Source organism: Prosthecobacter sp. (assembly GCF_044236155.1).
Lineage (GTDB): Bacteria > Verrucomicrobiota > Verrucomicrobiia > Verrucomicrobiales > Verrucomicrobiaceae > Prosthecobacter.
Window position 1 is genome coordinate 61931 of record NZ_JBIIHA010000022.1, and the last position, 25712, is coordinate 87642.

Sequence of the window (25712 nt, forward strand, 5' to 3'; positions counted from 1 at the left end):
CATCCGGGTCAGTTGGAAGCACGTTTTCGGTAGGTGATGCGTGCCTGCGGCTGCTGATCGCGGCAGAGGGCTTTGCGCAGGTGGAGGCCTGGGGTGGCGGTTTTGTCGGTGATGGGATCGACGTTGCCCGTGAAGGCCAGGTCGTAGGAGGCGGGCATCTGCACATTCCAGTCGATCTGCTTCGCAAAAAGCGGTGTCTTCGGCAAGGCGAGATCGAGTTCCCCTTCGGCAACCTGCAAGGGGGCGAGCGTTGCGGTGAAGGAGATCCTCACCTCGGACTCAGATCCGTCGGTCGTGGGGTCATCGAGCGGAATCTCAAGGCGGTTAGCCTCGCCGAGCGTTGGACGCACGGGATCGCCGTTGACATGGCATTGGAGCAGTTTTGCAGCTTCGGGGAACTGCAGCACGAGCCTCACCGGATGATCGTGGCGTATGATCATCGAGCCTTCGGTCAGCACCGAGCCGTCGCGCACGACCTGAGTCGTGTAAGAGGCGTTGGAAAGCACGGCGTCATCCGTGATGCCGCCTGCAGGCGGTTGAGCGGCCCTGCGGGCATCTTCGAGTGAAAGCGTGACCGCACCGCCCCCGGCAGGCAGCGGGATGGTTCCGGCATTTGCGATGAGTTGCGTCGCTGAACCGTGCTGGAGACGCAGAACAGTGCCATCCGGCAGTTCCATGACCTCCAACGACGCCACCGGTGACGGCGGAAGGCCCAGCGTCGTCGCCTGATCTTCACGGGCGAGAGGAAACGTGAGCTTCACACTCTGCGAACCGGCTTTGTCCGTGATGAGGCAGAGATGATTGTCGCTGGCAACGATTCGCGCGTCTTTCGGGTCGATGGCAACGGCACCCACTTCGGCACCGGCGATCGGGATGAGGTGCCAGCCGTTGTCGAAGCTCCCGACGTGGAGTTCGGCGATGATCGAGCGAGACCTGGCATTCAGGCGGTAGATGCTGGAAAGCAACGCGGCTTGAACCGGCGGCTTCGGTTTTGCCTCAGGTGAGGCTTCCTTCGGCAGTGTGGCGGCGACGAGGCGCTTGAGCTCGCCGTAAGTGATGCGCACCTCGCTTTCGTCGAGCGTGGTGGGCGTGACACGAGTTGCGTTCTGAGCCAGCAGCGAACCGGCTCCGAGCAGGAGGATGAGGAGTGGTTTCATCGACGCCCAAGCTCAAAAGGCGCATGAAACCTTGATGAACCGGGGATGAAATGATGGTGAAAAAAACGCTCCGATCACAAAGCGGCGTGACAGCAGCTTGGAATGGTTTCGCTGTCGAAGTCGAGGGTGCCGCGGAGGCGCCAGGCCATGATGAGGGCGGCGCTCAAAGCGAGGCCGCGCTGGATTTTGCGCATGGTTTGCGGCTGCACTTTGCCACTGATGAGGTGAAGCTGCGTTTGCGCAAGCCAGAGCAGCGGAAGCGTGCCGAGACCAAAGGCGAAGGCGAATTCAGCGCCTTTGATGGCGGAGCCATTTGCCATGGCGAGGGCGAACATGAGGTAAAGCGGCCCGCAGGGCAGCAGCGGCGTGGCGAAACCGAGCAAGCCGGCGCGCGCGGCGCTGTGCATGCGAAAAGCGGCTGTCTGGATGCGGCGCACTCCAGCGCGGAGGAACTGCGGCTTCGGCAGGAACGTTTCCAAGCCCATGCCGACGATGGCGAAGGCGATGACGAGCAACCAGGGCAAGACGATGCCAGCGCCGTGCTGGAAGAACTTCAGCGGCATGACGCCAATCATTCCGGCGATGGCGCCGACGAGGGCATACGAAACGAGGCGTCCGGCGTGATAAAGGCCGGTGTCGCGCATGAAGCTGGACGCGCCGGGTTTTGCGGAGACGGCCCATGAGCATGAGAGCGGCCCGCACATGCCCACGCAATGCACGCTGGTGACGAGACCGGCCAGAAAGGCCGCGGCGCTGGTATCAATGGCCTGCATGAGCGGGACGGGTGACGAGCGGAATTTCCGGCGGGGCGTTTTTAACGGCCAGCGAGATGAAATAGACCCACCAGGTGACAAAACCCACGAAGGCGACGGTGACAAAAAGCCACGGGCGGCTGGAGATGCATTTCGGGATCATAGTTGGGTGATGTTTTGAAGGTGAGGACAGGCTTGTCCGCGCTCCCCTCAGTTAATGGATGAAGTCTTTGGCGTTGAGCGTGGCGGCGGGCGCCGATTTGGGATCCGGGCCGAGGTATTCCATGACGCGGGTGTCCATGCTGTCGCCTCGCTCGGTGTCGGTGACTTTGACGCGGAATTTGAAATGCTGCTGGTAATCCGGCTGCGGCAGCGTCAGCACGAGAGTCTTCACATCCTCGCCCATCGGCGGAAGGGTGATGGTTTGATCGACCCCGGTGATTTTCAGGGACTGCGGCACATCGCCGACGAGTTCGATCCTGTAGGCGGATTCGGCGTTGCGCTTGTTGATGACGCGGAGCTGGAACTGGTTGCGGATGACGCCGTTGTCCACGTAGAACGAGGCACCGCCCATTCGAACGACACTGGCCCGCATGGGCGAGATGCGCGTGGTGGCGATCGTGAAGGCGACGGCTCCAACCAAGAGCATGCAGGTGTAGATGATGGTCCGCGGGCGGACGAGGCGCGTTTTGCCTCCCATCAGGCCAACGTAGGAGTCGTAGCGCACGAGTCCCTTCGAGCGCTTGAGCTTGGTCATAATGTCGTCGCAGGCATCCACGCACGCAGCGCAGCCGATGCACTCGAGTTGGAGGCCATTTCGGATGTCGATGCCGGTCGGACAGACCTGCACGCAGCGGCGGCAGTCCACACAGTCGCCCGCCGGTTGTTCGACGCTGCCCTTGCCACGAGGTTCGCCGCGTTTTTTGTCGTAACCGATGACGATGGAGTTGTCGTCTGTGAGCGCGGATTGAAGACGACCGTACGGGCAAAGGATGACGCAAAACTGCTCGCGGAACCAACTGAAGGAGCCGTAGAGCGCCGCGGTGAGAAACACAACCACGCCGAACGCCTTCGCATGATGATGCGGAGAATGATGCATCATCTCATACAGCGCCTTGATGGAGACGAAGTAACTGAGGAAGATGTGCGCGATGAAGGCGGAGATGAGGATGAAGATCGCGTGCTTGATGACGCGGCGGACGATTTTGGACAACGTCCACGGCGCGTCCTCAAGGCGGCGGCGTTCGGGGCCGTCGCCGTCGATCCACCGCTCCACGCGCCGGTAAAGCTGCTCCAGAAACACCGTGTAGGGGCAGGTCCAGCCGCACCAGACACGGCCGAAGAGCGAGGTGATGTAAAACAGTGAAAAAGCGAGCCCGGTGACAAGGAAGAAGCCGATCCAGAGATCCTGAGTGGCGAGCGTGAGGCCAAAGAAATGAAAACGCCGCTCCTGCACGTCAAGAAAGACGGCGGGGAACCCGTTCACCGGAATCCATGGCAGGGCGACGTAGATCACCAACAGAACCAGCGCCGCGACACGTCTCCAGAAGGTGAAGGGACCACGGACATCCGACGGATGGACAAATTTGCGCGAACCGTCGGCGTGGATGGTGGAGAGCGTGTCGAGAGTGGGGGTTGCTGGCTTCATTGACTTGCCTGGCGCGTCAGGCGGGTGTCGGAACGATGAGCTACTTTTTCAAAGGCGAATCAGCCGCGAGTGTGACGGGCTCGCCCTGCTTGTGCTTGCTTAGGACGAAGGCGACGACTTCGACCACACGATTGAGGCCGAGCTGCGGCTCCCACGGCGGCATGCCCTTGGTGACATCCGGCGCGCCTTTGCGGACGATGCTGAGAAGCTGCAGAGGACTGCCGCCATGTTTCCATTCAGTGTCGTTGAGCGGGAGGCCGGGAAGCTTGGCACCGTTGATCTTGGCGGAGAGATCGGGCGCATGACAAGCGACGCAGGTGGTTGCGAAGGTGGCAGCGCCTGCGGCGACAACTTTCTCGTCTTTGGACATCGCCCACAACTTGTCGTCGTTGAGCTTCTCGAGCTCCTTGAGCTGGATGGCCTTGATGCTGGCGAGCTGCTTGTCCACCTGCTCCTGGCCGGAGTCACCCAGATTCAACTGATAGTAGGCGACCCAGGCGATCACAAACCAGACGATGGTGATGTACCAAGTGAAGAGCCACCAGTTCGGCAGCTTCTGATCATACTCCTGGATGCCATCGTAAACATGGTCGCGGAGCACGGGGCCGTTGTCGGAAGGTTTTTGTGTCATGGCGAAAGGATGTGAGGTTTCGGAGTTCGTGCGGATCAGTCTTCCAGAGGAATGCGGGAAAGCTTGTCCGCGCTGTCTTTGCGCAGCCTGATGGCGCGCACGACGAAGATGAGGAAAACGGCAAAGGTCACGCCGAAGGCGAGATAAGGCACCCAGTCGAGCGCGGAGTCATAGATGATGCGTTTGTACATGGCTTGCGTCGGTTGTGATTACTTGGTGACGGAGGAGGTGCGATAGCCGTCGGGGATGCCGGGCTTGAGCGGGAACGGGATGCCTTCGGGCGTGCCTTTGAGTTTCCCCTCAAGATCAGGCACATCGAATTTGCCCAGCTTCTGCAGGTAGGCGATCAATGCCACGATCTGCGTGTCCGGCAGCGTGCCGGTGCGTCCTTGCGCTTCGAGTTCCTTGACGATCTGGATGCCCTGCTCGACCGCTTTGGTCTTGACCTCGGTCTCGGTCATCGCGGGATATGGCACGCCAAGCTTTGTCATGACGGCGATCTTCTTCCACAAGGTCTTCTGGTCGAACTTGTCGATGAAGAGGTGCGGGTAGGCGGGCATGTTCGAGCCGACGGAAATCGCACGCGGGTCCTTCATGTGGTCGTAATGCCAGCTATGCGGGTATTTGCCGCCTTCGCGGGCAAGATCGGGACCGGTGCGCTTCGATCCCCATTGGTAAGGATGATCGTAGATGCTCTCACCGAGGCGGCTGTAGTCGCCATAGCGCAGCACATCGGGCAGCATGGTGCGGATCATCTGCGAGTGGCAGTTGTAGCAGCCCTCGCTGACGTAAATGTCGCGTCCGGCCAGTTCGAGCGGCGTGTAGGGCTGCTGGATGCGGTCTTCGACGTTCTGCGCACGGTTCACCATCACGGTGGGGACGATCTGAACGAGGCCGCCCAGCGCAACGGCGACGAAAGTGAGCACGGTGAAAGGCAGCCAGTTGTGGAGCAGGCTGTCATACCACTGCGACCAACGGTGATGACCAGCCTGGAAGCGTTTCACCGCGAGAACTCCAAACACACCGGCGCAAACAAGCGCGGCGATATCCGCGCCCGGCGGCAGGAAGAGCCAGGCCAGCACGAGGATGAGTCCGCCAAACATGCAGGCAATGGGGTCGTTGAGGAAAGTCTCCTTCAAGCCCATCGTGTCGCGCTGCGTGCGCTCGATGACGGCCACTTCGCGGGTTTCATTCACCGGACTGCCCTTGCGGATCGTCAGCCAAATGTTCAGGGCCATGAGGATCATGCCCACGAGGTAGAGAGCTCCGCCGATGATGCGGAAGCCCATCATGGCGCGAATCGAGGTCAGCGTTTCGATGAAGTTCGGATACACCAGCGCGGTGCCGTCCGCCGTGGTGGCGTTCAGCATGAGTCCCTGCATGATGCCGGAAACCCACATCGCGCCCACATAGATCAGGATGCCAACGAGGCCGATCCAGAAGTGGTAATTCGCCCAGCTCTGCGAGTAGAGCTTCGTGCCATAGAGACGCGGCGTGAGCCAGTAGAAGAGACCGGCGGCCATGAAGCCGTTCCAGCCCATCGCGCCGGAATGCACGTGGCCGATGGTCCAGTCCGAGTAATGCGAAAGCGCGTTGACGGCGCGAATGGAAAGCAGCGGCCCCTCAAACGTGGCCATGCCATAGAAGGTCACAGCAGCGATGAAAAACTTCACCACCGGATCGGTGCGCAGCTTGTCCCAGGCACCGCGCAGCGTGAGCAGGCCGTTGAGCATGCCACCCCAGCTCGGAGCCCACAGCATCAAGGAGAAGAACATGCCGAGCATCTGCAGCCACTTTGGCAGCGCGGTGTTCAGCAGGTGATGCGGACCTGCCCAAATGTAGAGGAACACCAGAGACCAGAAATGGACGATGGAGAGACGATATGAATAGACCGGCCGCTCCACCGCCTTCGGCAGGAAGTAATACATGATGCCGAGGATCGGCGTCGTGAGGAAGAAGGCGACAGCGTTGTGGCCATACCACCACTGCACCAGACCATTCTGCACACCCGCAAAGATCGTGTAGCTGTGCGTCCAGCTCGTCGGGATCGACAGGTGGTTCACGATGTACAAAATGGCGATGGTGATGACCGTGGAGATGTAGAACCACAACGCGACGTAAAGCGACGGCTCGTTGCGCTTCGCGAGCGTCCAGAAGAAATTCACCGCAAACACGACCCAGATCAGCGCCACGGCAATATTGATCGGCCAGATCAGCTCCGCGTATTCCTGGCCGCGTGTGAGGCCCAGTGGCAGCGTGACCGCCGCGCTCACAATGATGAGCTGCCAGCCCCAGAAGTGGATGCTGGAGAGCAAGTCCGACGCCATTCGTGCCTTGCACAGACGCTGCGTGGAGTAATACACGCCTGCGAACATCATGTTCCCCACGAAGGCAAAGATCACCGCGTTGGTGTGCAGCGGGCGGAGGCGGCCGAAACTGAGCCAGGAGGTCAGGTTGAGCTGGTGGAAGTTCAACTGCGAGGCGATGAAGACTCCCGCCAGCATGCCGACGATGCCCCAGATGATGGAGGCCAGCATGAACTGACGGACGACCTTGTCGTTAAACTCGATCGTGGTTTTTGCGGTGGTGGTGGTCATGGCGTTGGGTAAGAAATGATCAAGAATGCGGAGGTGACGGGCGGGCGGGGGCCGGGGGAGCGTCATCCAGCGGCAGCAGGGAGTCCTGCTCCAGGCTGCGATGCTTCCGCTGCGCTCTCTCCCCGAGGAACAACACCGCAAACAACACGGCGAAGGCCAGACTCATGAAGATGGTGACAGCGAAGACTTCCATTGATGCGCGCAATAGAGCGCAGGGCTTTTTTCCATGCTCGGCATGCATTGCTTGATGCTGCCCGGATTTTGCGGGCCATTTTTTGCACACGGCGCAAAGGAAGATCAGCGCTCGAAGCGTTGGTTTTGCACTTCCCCACCGCCATGCGCCCGATCCTGCCCATTTTGCTCATCCTCAGCCTCTCCCTTCAGGCCATCGAGGTTCCGGAAAAGCTGCGAGGTCATCCATTGCCTGAAATGGCAGGCAAACCAGACAGCGGCGCGCGGTTTGTGGACCTGAACGGCGACGGTCACGAGGACATCGTCGTCTCCAATCCACGCGAATACGGCGTGTTTCTATTCGTGCCGAAAGAGCGAGCCAAAAAAAACCTGCAATGGGACGAGGGCTGGTCCCAGGTTTTGCGCGAGGGCAAGGCGGGCGACGCCAACAGCCTTCCGCTCATGGTGGACGCGAACGGACGCGACCAGGGCGTCATATTCAAAGACCACGCGATGTGGATCGAGGCGGCAAAGAAGAAAATTGCCTTCTCCGAGCTGCTCAAGGTGCCAGGACCCGCGCCGAAATCTCCGCAGGAATCGTTGAAAGCGCTCAAATTGAAGGCGGGTTACGAAGCGATGCTCGTGGCACATGAGCCACTCGTCCAAGATCCCGTTTTCATCGACTGGGATGCCAAAGGACGCATGTGGGTCGTCGAAATGGGCGACTATCCCTTTGCTCCCGGCGAAAAGACCAACGACGGCCGCGTGGGTCAGGACAAGGTTTCCGAGTTGCAGGCCGGCCGGGTCAAAATCCTTGAGGACACGAATGGCGACGGTGTTTACGACAAGTCATCGCTGTTTCTCGACGGCTTGAAGCATCCCACAGGACTCGCGCCGTGGAAGAACGGCGTCTTTGTCGCGAACATCCCGGACATCTTCTACGCCGAGGACACGGATGGTGACGGGAAATGCGACAAACGCGAGACGTGGTTCACGGGATTCACCGCCGGCAATCCGCAGCATCTCGTGAACGGCTTCTGCTGGGGACTCGACGGCTGGTTCTACGGTGCGAATGGCGACAGCGGCGGCAACATCACCTGCGTTAAGACGGGCAAAAAGATCGCTCTCGGCACGAATGACTTCCGCTTCGACCCGCGCACCGGCGAATTCGCACTAGAAGGCGGGCGCAGCCAGTATGGCAAGTGGCGCGATGATTTCGGCAACTGGTTCGGAAACAACAACAGCACCATCGGCTGGCATTACTGGCTGCCGTTTCGTTATTTGGAACGCCATCCCGAGGTCGTGGCGAAGTCTGTGCGTGGCAATCTGAACGATGAGAAACGCGTGTTCCCCGCCAGCCCGCCCGTGCGGCGTTTCAACTGGGCCAGCGCTGTCAACACCCTCACCTCCGGCTGCTCGCCCATGCCGTTCCGTGACACGAGCTTCGGGGCGGACGGCGAAAACGTGATGTTCATCTGCGAACCAGCGAACAACCTCGTGCATCGCGAGGTTTTGCACTACGAAGGGGCCTCCATCACCAGCGAGCGACATCCTGGCGATGCGGAGAGCGAATTCATCGCCAGCGAGGACAACTGGTTCCGTCCCAGCATGGCGCGCACCGGCCCGGATGGCGCTCTTTACGTCGTGGACATGTACCGCTTCGTGCTGGAGCACCCTGAATGGATTCCGGCGGATATCGCGAAGGGGCTCGATTTGCGCGGGGGTGAGGACAAAGGGCGCATTTATCGCATCGCGAAAGCCGGGCTGCCCAAAAGTGAGACGACCGTATCCAATCCAATCAAAGCCATGGCGTCGTCGAACGGCTGGAAGCGTGACACGGCGCAAAGGCTGCTGATTGAGCGCCATGACACGTCCGCGGTGCCCGAATTGAAAAAACTGCTTGGCGCATCGCCTGCGGTGCGGATTCAGGCGGCGTTCACGACCATGCAGCTCGGCGGCATGACGCCGGAGGAAGCCTTCACAACCATCAAGCAGATGGCTCCTCAGGTGCGTGCCGCGGCATTGACAGCCACAGGCGTTTTGACAGACGATGTGTTCATTGATTTGGAAAAGCCGCTGCTGAAGCAAACGCCACCCAAGGCTCTCCCGTCAGCAACCATGCCGGTGATCACGAACAACAATCCCAACCGGCAGAAAGTGGTCGCCCAATACGTCGCAGAATCAGGCAAACTCGACGGTGACGCCAAACGCGGCAGCGCAGTGTTTCAGAAGGTCTGCATGATCTGCCACAAGATGGGAGATCTCGGCGTCGAAGTCGGCCCGGATTTGAAGACCGTCGCCACCAAGCCGCGAGAACAGCTCATTGAGGCCATTTTTGACCCGAACCGCGCCGTGGAGCAGCGCAACGCGGCCACGCAGGTGACGAAGAAGGACAAGACGCTGGTCGTCGGCCAGCTCGCCGCCGAAACACCCGGCAATATCACCATCCGCATGCCTGGCGGCGCTGAGGTCGTCGTTCTGCGCACAGACATTCAGGAAATGAAAACGCTGACAACCTCGATCATGCCCGAGGGCCTCGAAAGCGTGCTGACCGCACAGGACGTGGCCGATGTGCTCGCCTTCGTCGGCGGCAAGTGATCTCACTTCACATCACGCCACAGCCAGCGGAGCGCGTCGGGCAGGTTCGGGGCCATGCCTTTGCTGCCGTGGAAGCACTGGGTCCAGTCGATGCGGAAGTCGTAGTTCATGTATTTGAGCGCGGCGGCCATCTGTTTGTTCGCGATGGGCCAGTTGCCAAATTTGTTATCGAGGTCGTTTTCGCCATCGAGCAGGTAGATGCGGATGGGCTTGCGCTCGGTGAGGCGGATGAGGGAGGGATAGACGTGGCCGCCTTTGAGATCGACGAAGGATCCGACCCAGGATAGGACTTTGCGGAACTTGTCAGGGCGTTCCCACGCGGCGGTGAAGGCGCAGATGCCGCCGGAGGAGCCGCCGGCGATTCCCCAAGCCTCGGGCTGCGGGCGAAACTTCGTTTGATAGCGCTTTTCGACCTCGGGCAAGATTTCTTCGAGAAGGAAGCGCACGTAAGCATTGCCGAGCGAGTCGTATTCGAAGCCGCGGTTCGCGGCCTTGTCGCCGGGCTTTTGGTGCAACTTGCGGCCGGGGTCGATGAAGACGCCGACGGTGCGCGGCATCTCCTTTTTGTGGATGAGATTGTCGAAGACAACGGATGCGCGCATCGAGCCGGCCGGATCGACATGACGCGAACCGTCCTGCCAGACCATGAGGCAGGTTTCCTCGCCGGGTTTGAAGCCAGTTGGCAGGTAAACAGTCACATCGCGCACGGTTTCGGGGAAGACCTTGCTGGTTCTCCATTCAAACTTCTCCAACCGTCCCTGCGGCACGTCTTTCCGAGGCATGCTATCCGTGGTGTAATCGTAGTGCTCCACATGCACGGTGCCTGCGAGGCGGGGCATGCCTTCGGATTCGATGCGGTAGCCGAATTCGGAAAAGTTTGGCATTTCAGCGGCAAGCACCTGCAGACCGTCCTCACCCAATGAAACCATCTCGCCGATGAACGAGCCATCCAACTGCACCACACGGGCGGGCTTGGGGTCGATGACGGCCCAGGCGACGGTGGTGGCCTCGATTTTCGCGCCGGCACGGCCTTGGGCGAGGTTGTTGAGGCCAAACCACTTCACGACTTTGTCATGCAGGGCTTTCTGCGCATCAGGCTGGAGCGCGGTTTTCAGCACCTCGGCGAGCTGTCTGGGGGTGATGGGCGGCTGCCACGCGGGTTTGTTCTGAGCCTGGACGAGGCTGGCGAAAAGCAGAAGTGACGAGACGATGACAGCGCGCATGTGGGTCTCACTAACGCCGCCGTGTGAGGAAGAATATCGTTGGATTTTGCGCGATCACGCTATCACAGCGCAGCCGTGAAGGGCATTTTTCCCTCCGGCAGACCGGCGGTGCGCAGACGAGCCTCAATGCCCTCCATCATGGCGCGGACGTGACGCCATTTCGTGCGGTCGCGCATGAGTTGCATGCTGCGTTCATAAGACCCCCATTTGATGACCTCGATGTCCACATGGCGGACGCCCCAAGCGTCCATCTGGGAACGGCTGGGCTTGTAGAGGTCGATGGTGACGGTGCCGACGAGGGCGCTACCGTAGTCGTCCACCTCGTAGATCACATCCGGCTGGCCGGCGATGCGGAACTTGGTTCCGACGGGAAAGCGTGACCAATCGGCGGCGGCACTGCGGACGTTGCCGAACTTCAAGTTGGTGCCGATGGCATTTTTCACGCCATAGACGATGTGGTCGCTCTCGCTGTGGGTGTAGGCCGTGGTGCGGACACGCATCTGCGAATTGCGATGCAGATTCGAGGCGGCGATGAGCGGCGGCTTCGGTTCGTTGAAGACGAAGGTGTAGCGCTTGATCTCAGCAGGACGGAAGGGCACGTTCGTCGCGAGCGCCTTGCGAACCTCGTAAGTCTTGCCGGTTTCGAGGGGAGAGGCTTTGTGCAGCCGCTTCTCTTTCAAATAAGTCAGTAGTGGCTGCTTGGGCAAAGCGCAGGAGGAAAGCGCCGCCGCGAGGGTTAGGCACAGGCCAGAGAGCATCAAACGTGAGTTGCACATGGCTGAGTAATTTTTGAATTAAAGACAGCTTACTGTAAATTTCATACATATTCAATATCTAAGTCATAATTTTTAGATTACTAAACCTTAATTACCGTAGCCAATCATCAGACCATACCCTCAAAGCCGTGCGAAACCGTGTCTATAGGCTGGAAAGCCTTATTTCCCCTGCTCTTCCCACTGCTTCCGCCAGTGGTCGAGACGTTCCTTGATCCGGGCTTCGAGGCCGTTTGATGTCGGCTCGTAATACTGCCGCCCGCCCTCCAGGCAGCGCTGTGGCACGAACCCGCCCTCAAAGTCATGCGGATAGAGATATCCTTCCCCGTGGCCGAACTGTTTCGCTCCCTTGTAGTGGGCGTCGCGCAGATGTTTCGGCACCGGAAGTGTGCGGCCTTCCTGAATGTCTTTCAGAGCCGCATCGACGGCAAGATAAGCGCGATTGCTTTTGGGAGCGGTGGCCAGGTAAACCACGGCGTGCGCCAGGATGATGCGCGCCTCGGGCATGCCGATGGTCTCCACCGCCTGCTGCGCGGCCACGGCGACGCGCAACGCATTGCTGTCGGCCATGCCCACGTCTTCGCTGGCGGCGATGACGATGCGCCGGGCGATGAAGCGGATGTCCTCGCCGGCATGGAGCATTTTCGCGAGCCAGTAAATCGCCGCGTCCGGATCGGAGGCGCGCATGCTTTTGATAAAAGCGCTCGCCGTATCGTAGTGCGCATCACCATCGCCGTCATAAACGACGGTTTTCTGCTGCACCGAATCCTCAGCGGCGGCCAGCGTGACAATGATCTCACCCGCATCGTTCTTCGGCGTCGTGAGGACGGCCAGTTCGAGCGCGTTCAGGCAACGCCGCGCATCGCCATCGGCGATGGTGGCCAGGTGACGACGTGCATCGGGCTCCAGGCGGGCGTTCATGGCACCGAGACCGCGTTCTGAGTCGCGCAAAGCACGATCCATGAGCGCCTCGAGGTCCTCAATGCCCAGCGGCTCCAGCGTGAAGACTTGTGAACGGCTCACCAGCGGGCTGTTCACATAGAAGAACGGATTGTGCGTCGTGGCGCCGATGAAACGCAGCGTGCCACGTTCCAGATGTGGCAGCAGCACGTCCTGCTGCGCCTTGTTGAAGCGATGAATCTCGTCCACGAAGAGAATCGTGGTCTTGTTGTAGAGCCGCAGATGCTGTCCGGCGTGCTCGGCCTCCTTGCGGATGTCTGCCACGCTGCTTTCCACACCGCTAAGCGTGACAAAGCGTGACTTCGTCTCCTGGGAAATGATATGGGCCAGAGTGGTTTTCCCCACGCCGGGAGGTCCGTAGAGAATGAGTGATGAGAAACGGTCCGCCTGCACCGCACGGCGCAGCAGCTTGCCCTCTGCCAGGATGTGCTGCTGGCCCGCATACTCGTCCAGCGTGCGCGGACGCATGCGCGAGGCGAGCGGCGCGCCCGCATGATGCACCGCCGCGGCCGCACGCGGCGGCTCGGGCGGTGTCGTGGCAAAAAAATCGTCGCTCATGCGGGTTCAGACGATGAATGACGCGGATTCGCCCCGGCGGCAAATCGCAGTTTGCACGAGCGCCAGGTTTGGTGTTCGGATAACACCGTTTCTCCGCATGAAGCTCTCTAAAAAAGCCGAATACGCCCTCCGCGCCCTCGTGGCGATGGGGCGTGAGCCAGAGGGCGCGAACTTCTCCATCCAAGACCTCTCCCGCAGCGAGCAAATCCCGCTGAAGTTCCTGGAGCAGATCCTTCTCACTCTGAAAAACGGCGGTCTGCTGCGCAGCAAGCGCGGAGTCGGCGGCGGCTACCAGCTCGTCACGCGCCCGCATCGCATCACGCTGGGCGAGGTCGTCGCGCTGTTCGACGGCTCTTTTGACCCGCTGCCCGGTGCCGACCATGCGGCGTTGAGCGAAGTCTTCGGGGAACTGCGCCAGCAAGTGAACCAATGGTTCGTCGATCACACCATCGCCAACATCATCGAGAAGGAGCGCTCGCGTGAATCGGTGTCGTTCGACATCTGATCACTTGCCGAAGAGCCACAGCGCCAGAACCAGCGTCCAGGCGATGTTAAACACCTGGCCGCCGAGAAAAGCGAGCGCGGGACGCCCCCCTCCGAGCGAGAACAGCTCCCCAAGCCGCGTCTCCAGCCCGATGCAGACGAACGCGGCGGCAAACCATGCCTCGCGCACAGCTTTCAATGGCTTGCTGGCCGCTGCGGCCACTTCCGCAGGCACCAGATAAGAAAAGATCACCGAGGCCAGAACGAAGCCTATGACGAATTTCGGGAAGCGCTCCCAGATGACCTTCACCGACACCTTGCCGCGCTCGCCATTCGCACCACCGCGCATGCTCCACCAAACGGAGAGCACAAAGGCAGCGACGCCAATCAGCACATTCTGGCTGAGTTTGACGATGACGCCGACCTTCGTCGCATCTTTGCCCACCTGCTCGGTGGCTGCGGCCACTGAACCGCTTGTGTCGAGCGTCCCACCGAGCCAGGCTCCGCCTACCGCCTCGCTGAGGCCCATTTGTTTGATGACGACGGGCATGAAGATCATCATCGGCACCGCGCATAGCAGCACGATGGAGGTCACGTAGCTGAGCTTTTTGCGGTCGCCTTGGATCGCACCGCATGCGGCGATGGCGGCCGACACGCCGCAGATCGACACAGCCGTGGAAAGCATGACGCCGAACTCTTCGTCCACCTTCAGCTTCTTCGCGATGAAGAAGCACGCATACCACACCACGGGAATGACCAACGCGGCCTGGATCAGGCCCGGCATGCCCGCCTTCAGCATCTCCGGCAGCAAAATCGTCGCGCCGAGCAGGACGATGCCCACTTTGATGAAAAACTCCGTGCGCACCGCCTCACGCAGCCACTCCGGGACGGGCAGCGTGTGACTCCAGATCAGCCCCAGACCAAGAGCGAAGATCACATATTCCAAGCCATAGGCCTTCACCGCCGGCTGCGCGGCGATCCACTGCGATGCCCAGCCGAGCGCATACACGATGACGGCGCCAAGGATGAAGGGAACCATCTTTTTTCCCAAGGAGGCAAGCAACGCCACGCCGGAGATCACGAGAAACCACACTGGCAGCATCGTTTCCGAAGGGAAGATGCCTTTGGACGCCGCGATCAGCACCGGCAGCGCCGCCAGCACCGCGAGCCAGTCCTCATTTTTCCACCACGGGGCGGCAGTTGGCACGGGTGATGGATAAGCGGAGTCTGCAGCGGCGGGATTGGGTGTGTCAGGCATGGTCGGGAGAAAAAGAAATCGCGGCGGGAAAACCGCCGCGATTCAAACGCCCTTCATGCGAGGCATTTTACTGCCAGTTGCCAAACGCGTAAGGATTGTAGTTCGAGGGCTGGCCGTAGCCGTAGTTTGGCTGCGCATAGCCCCCATTGTAAGGCTGGCCGTAGCCGCCGCCATACGGCTGGCTGTAACCGGAATTGCAATTCGGCTGACCGAATCCTCGCTGCTGACGGCTGTTTTGAAGCGCCCCGCCAGCCAGAGCACCGAGCAGACCGCCGATGGCAGCTCCTTCAAGACCCCGGCGGCTTTGATTGCCAATGATGCCGCCTGCCGCCGCGCCGAGCAAGGCACCGGTCACCGCCCCCTGAGCAGGCGGACGACCATAGCCACCTCCATAACCTCCGGGTCCATACCCGCCGCCGTAATACGGATCGACGCAGGAAGAAAGCGTCAGGGAAAGAAGCACGGAGCCGAGAGTGATGGAGCGCATGATTGAGTTCTTCATAACTGTGTTGAGGATGTTCTCTGCGCATCTGACGCGGCGCTTCGTGAGCTATTCGATCTTTTTTCAGTCCAAGTCTCACAGCCACTCCCATTGTTGCAAATGCCGGCCATCTGCGCTGGGATAGCCCCAACCATGAAGCTCGTCACCGCTCTCTTTTTCCACGTCTTAGCACTTCAAGCCTTTGCCGCGCCGGATGTCGTCATCTACGGCGGCACGTCCGGTGGTGTCGCGGCGGCGATTCAGACGGCTCGCATGGGAAAAACGGCCGTTTTGATCGAACCGACGAAATTCCTCGGCGGCCTGACCACGGGCGGACTCGGCGCGACGGATATCGGCAACAAAAAGGCCATCGGCGGCATCTCGCGGGAGTTTTACTCGAATGTCTTTACCTACTACGCCGATCCCACGAAGTGGAAGCAGCAGACACGCGAACAATACTTCGCCAAGCGTCCGCACGGCAACAGCAGCACCGAAACCACCATGTGGACCTTCGAACCGCACGCCGCGACGGAGATCTACGACGCGATGCTCGCTAAGGTGAGAGGCAAGGTCACCGTCGTGTTCGGTGAACGGCTCGATTTGAAGAAGGGCGTGGTCAAAAATGGCGCTCGCATCACCAAGATCATCATGGAGAGCGGCAAGGAGTTCGAAGGAGCCATGTTCATCGATGCCAGCTACGAAGGCGATCTCATGGCGAAGGCGGGTGTGAGCTACCACGTCGGTCGCGAGCCGAATTCACAGTATGGCGAGACCATCAACGGCCTCCAGATGGCCGGTGCGAAGCATCATCAGTTCGTCAAAAACGTCGATCCATATGTGAAGCCGGGCGATCCGAGCAGCGGACTCGTTTGGGGTGTCACGCCGATGCCACAGGGCAAGGACGGCGACGGCGACCACCGCATCCAGGCCTACAACTTCCGCATGTGCAACACGGACGACGATTCCAACCGCGTCCCCTTTGCGAAGCCCGAAGGCTACGACGAAAAGCAGTTCGAACTGCTTCTGCGCAACTGCGAGGCCGGCGATCCGCGTCATCCCTGGGCACCCACGCCGATGCCGAACCGCAAGACGGACACGAACAATAACTTCGCCTTCAGCACCGACATGATCGGCATGAACTACGACTACCCGAATGGCGACTACGCCACTCGTGCAAAGATTTGGAAAGCCCACGAAGACTATCAAAAAGGCCTCATGTGGACCCTCGCGAACCATCCCCGCGTGCCCGAGAAAATCCGCGCCTACTACTCGCAGTGGGGCTTGGCGAAGGATGAGTTCACCGACAACGGCAACTGGCCGCGCCAGATGTATGTGCGCGAGGCCCGTCGCATGATCGGCGGCTACGTCATGAGCGAGCAGAACTGCAAACGCCGCGTCATCGTCGAGGACAGCGTGGGCATGGGTGCCTACAACATGGACAGCCATCACACGCAGCGCTACGTCACGAAGGAAGGATTTGCCCGCAACGAGGGCGACATCCAGATCGGAGTGCGTCCGTATCCGATCAGCTACCGCAGCATCACGCCGAAGGCCGAGCAATGCACGAACCTGCTCGTGCCCGTCTGCCTCAGCGCCAGCCACATCTCGTATGGCAGCATCCGCATGGAGCCCGTCTTCATGGTCATGGGCCAAAGCGCCGCCACCGCCGCCGTGCTCGCCATCGAAAACGGCGTCGAACTGCAAAAGCTCGACTACGAGAAGCTCAAAGAGAAGCTCCTCGCCGATGGTCAGGTGCTCGACTTCGAGTCCCCGCCCATGCCCGAGCACATCGCCTTCACCAAGGAACAACTCGGCGGCATCGTCGTCGATGACAGCGAGGCCGATCTGACCGGCTTCAGCTCCGAAGGCCACACCACACCCGGTTTCGTCGGCCAGGGCTACCGCCACGATAGCGACAGCCTCAAAGGCGAGCAAAAGGCCCGATTCACCCCGAATCTCCCCGCCGCAGGCCAGTATCGCGTCGCCATCGCCTACACCGCGCTCGGAAATCGTGCCGAAAAAGTCCCCGTCATCATCCACCACGCCGACGGCGAGAAAACGGTGATCGTGAACCAGAAGGACAAGCCCACCGAGAAGCACAACCTGCTCCCGCTCGGCACCTTCCACTTCGAGTCCGGCAAAACCGGCTGGCTCGAAATCCGCAACGAAGGCACCGCCGGCCACGTCATCATCGACGCGGCGCAGTGGATACCGGCGAAGTGAATTCGACTCAGTTCCAACAGTGTTTTGATGGAGTTTCCCCTCCGAGCTTGACCGCTTGCGTGAACTCTCCTTCATGTAAGCCAGTTTCAAACCTTCAACCCAACCCCTATGCCTCTCTCCGTCGGTTCCCAAGCCCCTTCCTTCACCCTCAAGTCAAAGTCCGCCTCAGGCCTCTCTGATGTCACATTTCCAGTCGCTGGGAAAAACACCGTGCTGCTCTTTTTTCCGCTCGCATTTACTGGTGTCTGCACCCAGGAACTCTGCGACATTACCGCAGGACTCAGCGCTTACAGCGCCTTGAACGCAGATGTGATTGGCATCAGCGTGGATAGCCCCTTCGCTCAAGAAGCCTGGGCTCAGAAGGAAAAAATCGGCATCACACTCGTCAGCGATCTGAACAAAGAGGCAACCAAGGCTTATGATGTGCTCTTCCCTGGCCTCGCCGGTATTGGCGACACATCCGGCCGTGCAGCATTTGTTGTTGATAAAAATGGCATCGTTCAATACGCAGAGCAGACCGCGACGCCAAAAGACCTGCCAAACTTTGAAGCCGTGCAGGCGAAGCTTCAGACTTGCAATGCCCCCAAAACATGAGCCAACTGATATGAAATCTGAAGTGCCCGAAGCGCACCATCAGACAGCATGAAACGCAAAAGAGACCCCGCAGGGGAAATCATCAAGAAGCTGCGCGAAACCGCGGGCATCACCAGCAGAGGCCTTCATAACGGCAGGGCAAGGACTTGAGCGGAGCCCAGCCGTTCACGTCGATGATGATCTGATCGGCACGCACGCAGGCCCGGAAGACTTCCACGGGCACGCACTTCTGCGAGACGACAAGTACCTCCGCGGCCTCAATGACTTCTTTGGCATCCTGTTTGAGCAACTGTGCCAGGTGCGGCATGCGGGTCTGGATCTGCTGCTCGTTCGAGCCAATGAGACGGGAGAGATTGATCTGCGGGTCGTATATGCTGACGGTATGACCGCGGCCGATAAGCGTCTCCGCCGCGGCCACGAGCGGGCTGCCGCGGAGGTCATCCGTGTCCGCTTTGAAAGCGAGGCCGATGAAGCCGATGCGGCGCTTGCCGCTCTTTTCGATGAGCTGCACGAACTGCTGCTGGTGCGCGTCGTTCGTGGCCTGGGTGTTTTCGAGCAGCGGCAGGTTCACGCCCTGCTGGCGGGCAAAGGATCGCAGCGCGGAGACATCCTTTGGCAGGCAGGAGCCGCCAAACGGCGTGCCGGGGCGCATGTAGTAGCGGGAGATGTTCAGCCTTGTGTCCTGGCAGACGACATCCATCACGCGCAGTGCGTCCTCGTTGAGGTGTTTCGCAAGGCGGCCGATCTCGTTCGCAAAGCCGACCTTCAACGCGTGGAAGTAATTGCAGGAGTATTTGATCATCTCCGCGCCTTCCCAGCGCAGAACGGCAGGCGTGCCGCCGAAAAGACTCATGACCTCGTCACTGGCAGGCGCATTGCCATACTCCGTGCCGACGACGGCCAGCGAGGGCTCGCGGAAGTCCGCCACGGCTGTGCCTTCACGCAGGAACTCGGGGCAGTAGAACACTTGAAGGCTGCCGCTTTGCAGGAGATCGGCAAACTGCTCGCCCACCATCTTTCGCGTGCTGCCGGGCAGCATCGTGCTGCGGAAGATGACGATGTGCTTCTTCCCCTGCTGACGCAGCGCCGCGGCGATCTGCTGCGTGACGTGCGTGACGTAGCCGAGATCGAGGCTGCCGGAGGGCAGCGAAGGTGTGCCGACGCAGATGATGCTGATCGATGAGGCGGCGACGGCCTCCGCGGCATCGGTGGTGGCACGCAGGCGGCCCTCACGGCAGGCGCTTTGCAGCATGTCATCGAGCTCCGGCTCCACGATGGGGGAGCGGCCTTCGTTGAAAGCACGCACCTTGGGCTCATGCACATCGACGCCGATGATTTGATGCCCGATTTGAGAGAGGCAGCCGGAGGTGACGGCGCCCACATAGCCAAGTCCGAATACTGAGATGGTCACGAGAGAAAAAAGAGTGCGAAAACGGCGACCAGACTGGCACATTCCTCCGGCACGACCAACCAAAAACAGGCTATTTGTTGGTCAAAAGAAGCAAACAATCTCACCCAGCATCGAACGGGCCTCGGGTCCCGTAGGGCCCCAAAAAAGCACGAATTGCTTCATCGGCGAAAGACGTAGATTCTCCGGCCAGGGAACTCGAACGCGGTTTCAGCCTTGTTGAAGCCCCCAGCCTGGACACCATTGGGCAGGCCGGCACCGATGTCTAACCGGATGCCGAGTTCGAACGGGGAATTAGACTCGAGCCCGCCATGCTGTTCGAGGGCTTGGAGGGCATTCCAGTCCGGTTGCTGCACCGCGATGCGAATGCTGGTGCCGCGATGGGGGATGAAGCCTTCCTTCGTCCGCTACGCGCCCGGCTAGGACAACCATAGCAGGCTGGGGGCATGGTCGAGGAGAATGAGGAACTGCATCTCAGTCTCGTTTTGAGCCTGGTGGACCCGAGCCAACCACATGAGCGGTGGCGCAATGGTTACTAAAAACGGCGATCCATCGCTGTCTGTGGCCGCTCGTCTGCCAAAGCTTGGCAGCGGTGATAGCGAGCCCCCCCCAAGCGAGGTCGGCGAAGTTCGCCGAACAACCGATATGGCCGCGCGAGTTCCACAATCGAAGCGATTACATGACCTTCGGGCGGGTAGGATGACACCCAACAAGGCGAACAACGGCACAATCAGGCGGTTGAGCAACTCGCTATGCCCTCCCCCCCCCCACACACAGTGGTCAACGCGCACGGCAGCGGCACGAGCAGATCTGCAAGCAATAGTGTGAGGGCGGTCAGGTGACAGGGCATGCTTTAATACGGATGCCGAAATCATTTTATCCCTAATGCGTTATAAAGAGCACTTGCTTAAGGCAGCCAAAGAGTCAATCAAACATGTAGCTCTATGGAAGAACCTTCAGCATCAAACTACTCTTCACCTGTTATCGGTCCCGCGCTCGATTTGAGTTTTGTGTTTCCGTGCCTAAATGAGGAAAAAACTTTGGAGCTTTGCGTTCAGCAGGTAAAGAGCAGCCTCGCCGCCAAGGGCATCCGCCATGAGATTATTGTAGCGGACAACGGCAGCACGGACCGCTCCAGAGAGATTGCCGCTTCAATGGGTTGCCGGGTGGTCCCGGTCGCCCAGCGTGGATACGGAGCCGCGCTTCGCGCGGGAATCGAGGCCGGGCATGGATACTATGTGATGTTTGCTGACTCGGATGATACCTATTTGTATGAAGATGCCGCCCGTCTTTATGCAGCCGCCCACGAGCACAACGCGGACATGGCCATCGCCTCCCGGATGACGGGACAGATTGCGCCAGGGGCGATGCCGTTTTTGCATCGCTGGGCCGGGACGCCGGTGCTTACCTGGCTGATCAACCGCTTATTTAACGGTCGTCTATCGGACTGTAATTCGGGCTTCCGCTGCATCCGCAAAAGCTCCTATAAAAATTGGAAGATCAGATCCAACGGCATGGAGTTCGCCTCCGAACTACTAATTAAGGCGTTGAAATGTGGAGCTAAATCCGTGGAAATACGCTCAGGCCTGAGAAAAGGGCCGGAGGGGCGCGTAGCACATCTGCGCACCTGGCGGGACGGCATGAGGCACCTGCTGTTTATCTTCTCTGAAAAGCCGGGGCTGTTTGAGATGCTAGGGTTCACCACTCTGCTGCTCGCCACGATTCTGCAGATCACCGCCTTCATCACCGGGCCGATCAGCGTGGCAGGCATTTTTCATATCTTTGACATGCACAGTCAGGCGCTGCTGCTGCTTTCCGGCATATTCGGCGCGCAGTTTTATCTTTTTGGCTGCATGCTGTATCTCCAAAGCAACGACAAGCCGATGGGCCTAACCCGGAGACTGATTTATCTGGATGAAGGCGTGCTGTTTTTCACGCTATTGACAACTGTGACAGGATGCTTGGGACTGGTAAGTTATATCGGAACTCAGTGGTCGATATCAGGTTTCAGCAACTTGAATCTGGCCCACAACCTGCTATTCTGGTGTCATGTTTTGGCTCTGCTGGTTACATTTTGTGTTGGCCTCCTCGGTCTTCATGTCCTCAGAAAAGCGCAATCTTAAAAAAAACGCATTTTTTCAGAGCCTCAAATGGCTTGCAATGTTGCATCTAAAAAAGAAAACGCACAAGTATAAATTATTAACTTAAGATATTTAATTGAGTACTTTTGCCTCAACTTCGCAACAAAAAGCGATTTTAAACCTAAGATAGGTTAACCCTCTTCGGACACCGAATACCCTAGACGTTGTAAATTGTTTTCGCTAAAGACTTAGTCCCACGAATTTTTACTTTATACGAGTTTTATTTCAGATTCCGTATTTTTCAATTCTCCTAATCCTCTTCTGTGCAAAGCTCGATAACAGGCCCTTGGTTTAAGATGGTTGTCCGTGCTGGACGCGATGTGGTTATGTTTTTCGGAGCTTATCTTCTGGCCAACTACGCGCGTTTCTCCATCCTGTGGCGAATTGATGACTATGCGCCAGCTATCACAGCGGGAGCGGTGAGCTTGGTCTCAATCATTTACATTTTAGGCCTTTATTCGGTGGAGTCCCATCGACGGTCGTCCTTCTGGACTCACGCGATCCTGCTGGTCTTCGCATTCGCGCTGGCGCTGGTGGTGATCACCCTAGTGGGATACTTGCACTTTGACCTGCGCATCGGGCGCGGCTTCATGGCTATAGGCTGCCTGTTTTCGCTACCACTGCTTCTGGTGAACCACTGGCTGTTGTATCACAAGCACCGCATTGCTCCGGATCGCGTGGCTTTCGTGGCGGAGACGGAGGCGGAGATGCAGGAATACCTGCGCATGCGTCAGTTTTGCCCACCCGGCGTACATTTAGTGGGGCGGATTTGCATCGAACGCGATGACGATTCGGAAAACGAGTATCTCGGCAGACTGCGCAACACTCGTAAGCTCATCCGCCAGCACCGACTGGACCGCATCGTGTTTCTGGAGCAACGATTGAATGATGAGAAAGTACTCCATGAGCTCCGCATGCTGCGCTATCTCGGAATTCATTGCAGCAGCGTGATCTCCCTGTGTGAAAAACACCTGCATTATGTGCCGCTGCATCTGGTGACGATGCATTGGCTTGTAAATTCGGAGCTCTCCTCGCGTAATCTTTACTTCAGCAAGTTGAAGCGGTTATTCGATGTGATCACCTCGCTTTTGCTGCTGGTCGTGCTGACACCGTTCCTCCTGCTGGGGATGTGTATTGTGCGGCTTTTCTCACCTGAAGGGCCGGTGTTCTTCCGCCAGGAGCGTGTGGGCCGCTTTGGAAGGCGCTTTCAGATCTACAAGCTGCGGAGCATGCGCACGGACGCTGAAAAAGGCGGAGCAGTGTGGTCGTCCGTGTCGAAAGATCCGCGTGTCTTCCCCGGGGGAGCCTTCATGCGGAAATACCGCATTGACGAGATTCCACAGTTGCTGAATGTGCTGCGTGGAGAGATGTCATTCGTTGGACCACGACCAGAGCGGCCGGAGTTTGTCTCCAAGCTTGCTCGAATTCTACCCTACTACCAGGAGCGGCACATGATTCAGCCGGGACTCACTGGTTGGGCGCAGGTATGCTACCCTTATGGCTCATCCATTGAGGACGCCAAGTGCAAGCTTGAGTACGATCTGTACTACTTGAAGCATGCTGGTGTGTTGTTCGATATCCTTATCCTCTTGGACACGGTGCGAGTGGTGCTGGGAGGCGGGCTGAAGAACACCCGCAAATGCCGCTACACGGCCGCCGTGCCTGCGGAACTCGAGAGTGGCAACACACAGCGTCTGGTCGCGGCCGCTGAACCTAGGATGACACAAGCGGCATGATGAAGAGATGGTTCAACTGATTAGCCGGTTGCCAACCACACTGGGGATTGCCCCCTGTTCCACTCTCAACGCATCAGTGTCAGGTATGCTTGCGCACAGTTTTCCCAGGAATAATACAGCGCCTTTTGATGCAATTCCCGCTCATCCGGCGGGTCGTCCAAGGCTTCAGTGAGCACCATGGCGTATGCGGCGGGATCCCGTGAAGGCACAAGAAAACGGCGGGACATGAGTGGCTCAATGATCTCTGCGATGCCGCCGACAGCCGTGCTGACCATGGGACGCCCGCAGGAAACGGCTTCCAGCACCACGTTTGGCACGCCCTCGTTGTGACTGCTGAGGCACACCACATTGGCCGCCTGCATCCATCGCGCAACTGCTTGCGGTGGCTGGCGACCAACAAATAGCAGACGGTCTGCGACACCAAGTTCTGCGGCACGTTGCTTCAACGACTGCTCCAAAGGACCGCTGCCGATCAAGGCCAGCGTGAGATCAGCCCTGCGTTGATGCACGAGAGCGAAAGCCTCCAGCAGCAGATCAATGCCTTTAACGGGCAAAAAATTGCCCACAAAGAGCACGAGGCGACCATGGACGGGAATTGGCAACTGAAGCCGCTCCCGCGCCGTCTGACGTGGAGCGGGGTGAAAGATGTCGGGATGCACACCATTGTAGATGGTATGCACCTTGTCGGCATCTGCGCCTGCGGCGGTGAGACGGTTCTGTAAATCCTGGCTGCGGGTGACAATGCCCCTGGCCCGGCCGCACAGCTCTAAGATGGCGCGCCGACGCATGGGCAGGCTTAAATATTGATGAACATCCGACCCCTGCGCCACGGCCACCAGCGGCACCTGAGGAAAGCACGCTGCCGCCGCACAGGCGTCCGGGAATAGCCAAGGGGCCAGAATCACTTCTGGCTGAAAACCGCCCAAGGCTGCTTTTTTCGCCTTTGCCAGGCAAAAAGCAAACAAGCGGTGATTCCAACCTCCGAACTTCGGCAGATACGCGGCCTTGTGATAGCTCGGAGACAAGACCTCATCTCCAGGCCGCGGGCGAAGGAGCGGTGCCGGGCCTGGCAAGCCAAGCGCAGGACGGAAGGCTAGCGCGCGAATGTCCAGCCCCGGCTCTTGCTGCCGCAACGCATGCAGTAACGTCACATTGTCCAGCCCGCGCCAAGGTTCGCGCTGGTCCGGAAAGAGGTTTGAAACAAAGAGCAGCTTCATGCACAAGAGGAACCGTTGATTCAACACTGCAACACGGGCGGCGGCTGGTAAACATAGTCACGCCAGTCACCCGCATCACCAACGTGGCCATCTTCGGCAGCGTGCAAGATATTTACCATCTCCCGTGCGCTGACGTAGTGCAGACGCATCCCCTGGTTCAGTGCGAACTCCTGGATCTGAGCATGAAAACGCGCACGCGCCGGACCGAGGTTTGAAGGATGCCCATGCTCCGGCGCTCCATGGGTATGAAGTTTCACAAAGCACCATTCTTCCGCACCCTGAACGGAGATCCTACAGTTAATCCACTGCCTCATGCGGTGCAGCGTGGGCGGGTTCTGTGGACCGAGGTCGGCATTTTCCACACGCGGCATGATGCCCCATTTGCGGCGCTGAAAATCTAACTTCAGCGGCCCCTGCACCAGCAGCAGGTGCGAAGGGTCATCACGCAGGGCGCGTGTGCCATCCGCGCCTGCGGTGACTCTCATCCCACGATGATGCGAACAGCCTTCGGGCGTGGATTTAGCATAATAAAGTTGATTCACTACAGGAGTCTGAGTGCGATGCGGCGCTGAAGGCATGGTGAGGTCAGCATAGCAACCAGCCTGTTTCAGCAGTCGTAGTTCATCACGCACGCCGCAGCCCCGACCTGCGGGATCGGAGTCGTCAAGCGCCCAGTTGCCATGGATGAACCCAAAAACCGGTTTCTTTGCCCCTCCAAGCAGGCCATGCGAGCGCAGTTCAGAAACGCCCTGCGCAAGCGAGCGCACGAGATTCTCCGGTGTGTCATTGTGGTGATGTAGATGCACCTCAACCTCATTGCGCGTGCGACGGCATAAATCCGCCAGCGAGGCGATCACGTCTGGATCATATTGCTCGATGGGATAAAAAAACGTGTGTCTGGCGCTTTGGCCGTCATGATCACAGGTGGACTGAATGAGTTCAGGCAGCCGAGCGTGCCACTCAGACATACGACGCATAGCGCCAGCCTTGTCCGTGTGGTGAAAGGGTTCAAAGTGATCGCATACAGCCACCATCACGTCTGTGATGGGCACCCTGCGGCGCCGGAGGGAATCCTTCAGCCAGGGCAGCAGCCAGCGGTCCAT

Annotated in this window: 22 protein-coding genes; 6 read left to right on the top strand and 16 right to left on the bottom strand. The window is 59.2% G+C overall.

Annotation, left to right across the window (positions count from 1 at the left end):
* Nucleotides 1–8: 8 nt before the first annotated feature.
* The 8 genes from ACILSE_RS17320 to ACILSE_RS17355 all read right to left on the bottom strand — a co-directional run bounded on the left by ACILSE_RS17320 (nucleotide 9) and on the right by ACILSE_RS17355 (nucleotide 6978).
* Nucleotides 9–1157 (bottom strand): hypothetical protein, encoded by a 1149-nt coding sequence (locus ACILSE_RS17320; RefSeq protein WP_395718677.1) that lies wholly within the window; start codon nucleotides 1155–1157, stop codon nucleotides 9–11.
* Between the two features lie 74 nt (nucleotides 1158–1231).
* Entirely contained in the window at nucleotides 1232–1930 is a 699-nt protein-coding gene (locus ACILSE_RS17325; protein WP_395718678.1) for a sulfite exporter TauE/SafE family protein, read from the bottom strand.
* The gene (locus tag ACILSE_RS17330; RefSeq protein ID WP_395718679.1) at nucleotides 1917–2072 is read right to left on the bottom strand and encodes a hypothetical protein; all 156 of its coding nucleotides are present in this window, start codon (nucleotides 2070–2072) and stop codon (nucleotides 1917–1919) included. The genes ACILSE_RS17325 and ACILSE_RS17330 overlap by 14 nt, the downstream gene beginning before the upstream one ends.
* Nucleotides 2073–2123: 51 nt before the next feature.
* Nucleotides 2124–3557: a cytochrome c oxidase accessory protein CcoG gene (ccoG, locus tag ACILSE_RS17335; protein ID WP_395718680.1), complete on the bottom strand. Its 1434-nt coding sequence runs from the start codon at nucleotides 3555–3557 to the stop codon at nucleotides 2124–2126.
* 40 nt (nucleotides 3558–3597) lie between these two features.
* Nucleotides 3598–4188: a cbb3-type cytochrome c oxidase N-terminal domain-containing protein gene (locus ACILSE_RS17340; protein WP_395718681.1), complete on the bottom strand. Its 591-nt coding sequence runs from the start codon at nucleotides 4186–4188 to the stop codon at nucleotides 3598–3600.
* Between the two features lie 35 nt (nucleotides 4189–4223).
* A complete protein-coding gene (locus ACILSE_RS17345; RefSeq protein WP_395718682.1) occupies nucleotides 4224–4379 on the bottom strand; it encodes a hypothetical protein in 156 nt (51 codons plus the stop codon).
* 18 nt (nucleotides 4380–4397) lie between these two features.
* On the bottom strand, nucleotides 4398–6785 hold the full coding sequence (ccoN, locus tag ACILSE_RS17350) for a cytochrome-c oxidase, cbb3-type subunit I (protein ID WP_395718683.1): 2388 nt from the start codon (nucleotides 6783–6785) through the stop codon (nucleotides 4398–4400).
* 19 nt (nucleotides 6786–6804) lie between these two features.
* Complete coding sequence (locus ACILSE_RS17355) at nucleotides 6805–6978, bottom strand: hypothetical protein (RefSeq protein WP_395718684.1); 174 nt, start codon at nucleotides 6976–6978, stop codon at nucleotides 6805–6807.
* A gap of 143 nt (nucleotides 6979–7121) precedes the next feature.
* Here ACILSE_RS17355 and ACILSE_RS17360 point away from each other — a divergent pair, with 143 nt between their 5' ends.
* Nucleotides 7122–9554, top strand: a complete 2433-nt coding sequence (locus ACILSE_RS17360; RefSeq protein WP_395718685.1) for a PVC-type heme-binding CxxCH protein — start codon at nucleotides 7122–7124, stop codon at nucleotides 9552–9554.
* 2 nt (nucleotides 9555–9556) lie between these two features.
* Here the strand turns inward: ACILSE_RS17360 and ACILSE_RS17365 are convergent, their stop codons facing one another.
* From ACILSE_RS17365 to ACILSE_RS17375, 3 genes are all read right to left on the bottom strand, one after another.
* Complete coding sequence (locus ACILSE_RS17365) at nucleotides 9557–10777, bottom strand: alpha/beta hydrolase (RefSeq protein WP_395718686.1); 1221 nt, start codon at nucleotides 10775–10777, stop codon at nucleotides 9557–9559.
* Between the two features lie 62 nt (nucleotides 10778–10839).
* Nucleotides 10840–11553, bottom strand: a complete 714-nt coding sequence (locus ACILSE_RS17370; protein ID WP_395718687.1) for a 3D domain-containing protein — start codon at nucleotides 11551–11553, stop codon at nucleotides 10840–10842.
* A 159-nt stretch (nucleotides 11554–11712) separates the two neighbouring features.
* A complete protein-coding gene (locus ACILSE_RS17375) occupies nucleotides 11713–13068 on the bottom strand; it encodes a replication-associated recombination protein A (protein ID WP_395718688.1) in 1356 nt (451 codons plus the stop codon).
* Between the two features lie 97 nt (nucleotides 13069–13165).
* Here ACILSE_RS17375 and ACILSE_RS17380 point away from each other — a divergent pair, with 97 nt between their 5' ends.
* On the top strand, nucleotides 13166–13573 hold the full coding sequence (locus ACILSE_RS17380) for an RrF2 family transcriptional regulator (protein WP_395718689.1): 408 nt from the start codon (nucleotides 13166–13168) through the stop codon (nucleotides 13571–13573).
* Here the strand turns inward: ACILSE_RS17380 and ACILSE_RS17385 are convergent, their stop codons facing one another.
* Both ACILSE_RS17385 and ACILSE_RS17390 read right to left on the bottom strand, forming a co-directional pair.
* Nucleotides 13574–14809, bottom strand: a complete 1236-nt coding sequence (locus ACILSE_RS17385) for a YeiH family protein (RefSeq protein WP_395718690.1) — start codon at nucleotides 14807–14809, stop codon at nucleotides 13574–13576. It abuts the gene before it with no gap.
* 67 nt (nucleotides 14810–14876) lie between these two features.
* Nucleotides 14877–15296 (bottom strand): YMGG-like glycine zipper-containing protein, encoded by a 420-nt coding sequence (locus tag ACILSE_RS17390; protein ID WP_395718691.1) that lies wholly within the window; start codon nucleotides 15294–15296, stop codon nucleotides 14877–14879.
* Nucleotides 15297–15443: 147 nt separating this feature from the next.
* On the opposite strand from ACILSE_RS17390, the gene ACILSE_RS17395 reads away from it, so the two are divergent.
* Both ACILSE_RS17395 and ACILSE_RS17400 read left to right on the top strand, forming a co-directional pair.
* Nucleotides 15444–17513, top strand: a complete 2070-nt coding sequence (locus ACILSE_RS17395) for an FAD-dependent oxidoreductase (protein WP_395718692.1) — start codon at nucleotides 15444–15446, stop codon at nucleotides 17511–17513.
* 108 nt (nucleotides 17514–17621) lie between these two features.
* Nucleotides 17622–18107 (top strand): redoxin domain-containing protein, encoded by a 486-nt coding sequence (locus tag ACILSE_RS17400; protein WP_395718693.1) that lies wholly within the window; start codon nucleotides 17622–17624, stop codon nucleotides 18105–18107.
* 109 nt (nucleotides 18108–18216) lie between these two features.
* On the opposite strand, the gene ACILSE_RS17405 is transcribed toward ACILSE_RS17400, so the two are convergent.
* Nucleotides 18217–19518 (bottom strand): nucleotide sugar dehydrogenase, encoded by a 1302-nt coding sequence (locus ACILSE_RS17405; protein WP_395718694.1) that lies wholly within the window; start codon nucleotides 19516–19518, stop codon nucleotides 18217–18219.
* Nucleotides 19519–20459: 941 nt separating this feature from the next.
* Between ACILSE_RS17405 and ACILSE_RS17410 the strand changes: the two genes are divergently transcribed.
* Both ACILSE_RS17410 and ACILSE_RS17415 read left to right on the top strand, forming a co-directional pair.
* Nucleotides 20460–21638 carry a glycosyltransferase family 2 protein gene (locus ACILSE_RS17410; protein WP_395718695.1) on the top strand — a complete coding sequence of 393 codons (1179 nt, stop codon included), beginning with the start codon at nucleotides 20460–20462 and terminating at the stop codon, nucleotides 21636–21638.
* A 281-nt stretch (nucleotides 21639–21919) separates the two neighbouring features.
* A complete protein-coding gene (locus ACILSE_RS17415; RefSeq protein WP_395718696.1) occupies nucleotides 21920–23392 on the top strand; it encodes an exopolysaccharide biosynthesis polyprenyl glycosylphosphotransferase in 1473 nt (490 codons plus the stop codon).
* A gap of 65 nt (nucleotides 23393–23457) precedes the next feature.
* Here the strand turns inward: ACILSE_RS17415 and ACILSE_RS17420 are convergent, their stop codons facing one another.
* Both ACILSE_RS17420 and ACILSE_RS17425 read right to left on the bottom strand, forming a co-directional pair.
* Nucleotides 23458–24609, bottom strand: a complete 1152-nt coding sequence (locus ACILSE_RS17420; RefSeq protein WP_395718697.1) for a glycosyltransferase — start codon at nucleotides 24607–24609, stop codon at nucleotides 23458–23460.
* 20 nt (nucleotides 24610–24629) lie between these two features.
* Nucleotides 24630–25712: hypothetical protein (locus ACILSE_RS17425; protein ID WP_395718698.1), on the bottom strand; the 1083-nt coding region annotated here is incomplete at its 5' end.

Bases quoted from the DNA above. Each gene is read 5' to 3' on its own strand.
- ACILSE_RS17320 (WP_395718677.1), bottom strand. From the start codon at position 1,157: ATGAAACCACTCCTCATCCTCCTGCTCGGAGCCGGTTCGCTGCTGGCT.
- ACILSE_RS17325 (WP_395718678.1), bottom strand. From the start codon at position 1,930: ATGCAGGCCATTGATACCAGCGCCGCGGCCTTTCTGGCCGGTCTCGTC.
- ACILSE_RS17330 (WP_395718679.1), bottom strand. From the start codon at position 2,072: ATGATCCCGAAATGCATCTCCAGCCGCCCGTGGCTTTTTGTCACCGTC.
- ccoG (WP_395718680.1), bottom strand. From the start codon at position 3,557: ATGAAGCCAGCAACCCCCACTCTCGACACGCTCTCCACCATCCACGCC.
- ACILSE_RS17340 (WP_395718681.1), bottom strand. From the start codon at position 4,188: ATGACACAAAAACCTTCCGACAACGGCCCCGTGCTCCGCGACCATGTT.
- ACILSE_RS17345 (WP_395718682.1), bottom strand. From the start codon at position 4,379: ATGTACAAACGCATCATCTATGACTCCGCGCTCGACTGGGTGCCTTAT.
- ccoN (WP_395718683.1), bottom strand. From the start codon at position 6,785: ATGACCACCACCACCGCAAAAACCACGATCGAGTTTAACGACAAGGTC.
- ACILSE_RS17355 (WP_395718684.1), bottom strand. From the start codon at position 6,978: ATGGAAGTCTTCGCTGTCACCATCTTCATGAGTCTGGCCTTCGCCGTG.
- ACILSE_RS17360 (WP_395718685.1), top strand. From the start codon at position 7,122: ATGCGCCCGATCCTGCCCATTTTGCTCATCCTCAGCCTCTCCCTTCAG.
- ACILSE_RS17365 (WP_395718686.1), bottom strand. From the start codon at position 10,777: ATGCGCGCTGTCATCGTCTCGTCACTTCTGCTTTTCGCCAGCCTCGTC.
- ACILSE_RS17370 (WP_395718687.1), bottom strand. From the start codon at position 11,553: ATGTGCAACTCACGTTTGATGCTCTCTGGCCTGTGCCTAACCCTCGCG.
- ACILSE_RS17375 (WP_395718688.1), bottom strand. From the start codon at position 13,068: ATGAGCGACGATTTTTTTGCCACGACACCGCCCGAGCCGCCGCGTGCG.
- ACILSE_RS17380 (WP_395718689.1), top strand. From the start codon at position 13,166: ATGAAGCTCTCTAAAAAAGCCGAATACGCCCTCCGCGCCCTCGTGGCG.
- ACILSE_RS17385 (WP_395718690.1), bottom strand. From the start codon at position 14,809: ATGCCTGACACACCCAATCCCGCCGCTGCAGACTCCGCTTATCCATCA.
- ACILSE_RS17390 (WP_395718691.1), bottom strand. From the start codon at position 15,296: ATGCGCTCCATCACTCTCGGCTCCGTGCTTCTTTCCCTGACGCTTTCT.
- ACILSE_RS17395 (WP_395718692.1), top strand. From the start codon at position 15,444: ATGAAGCTCGTCACCGCTCTCTTTTTCCACGTCTTAGCACTTCAAGCC.
- ACILSE_RS17400 (WP_395718693.1), top strand. From the start codon at position 17,622: ATGCCTCTCTCCGTCGGTTCCCAAGCCCCTTCCTTCACCCTCAAGTCA.
- ACILSE_RS17410 (WP_395718695.1), top strand. From the start codon at position 20,460: ATGGAAGAACCTTCAGCATCAAACTACTCTTCACCTGTTATCGGTCCC.
- ACILSE_RS17420 (WP_395718697.1), bottom strand. From the start codon at position 24,609: ATGAAGCTGCTCTTTGTTTCAAACCTCTTTCCGGACCAGCGCGAACCT.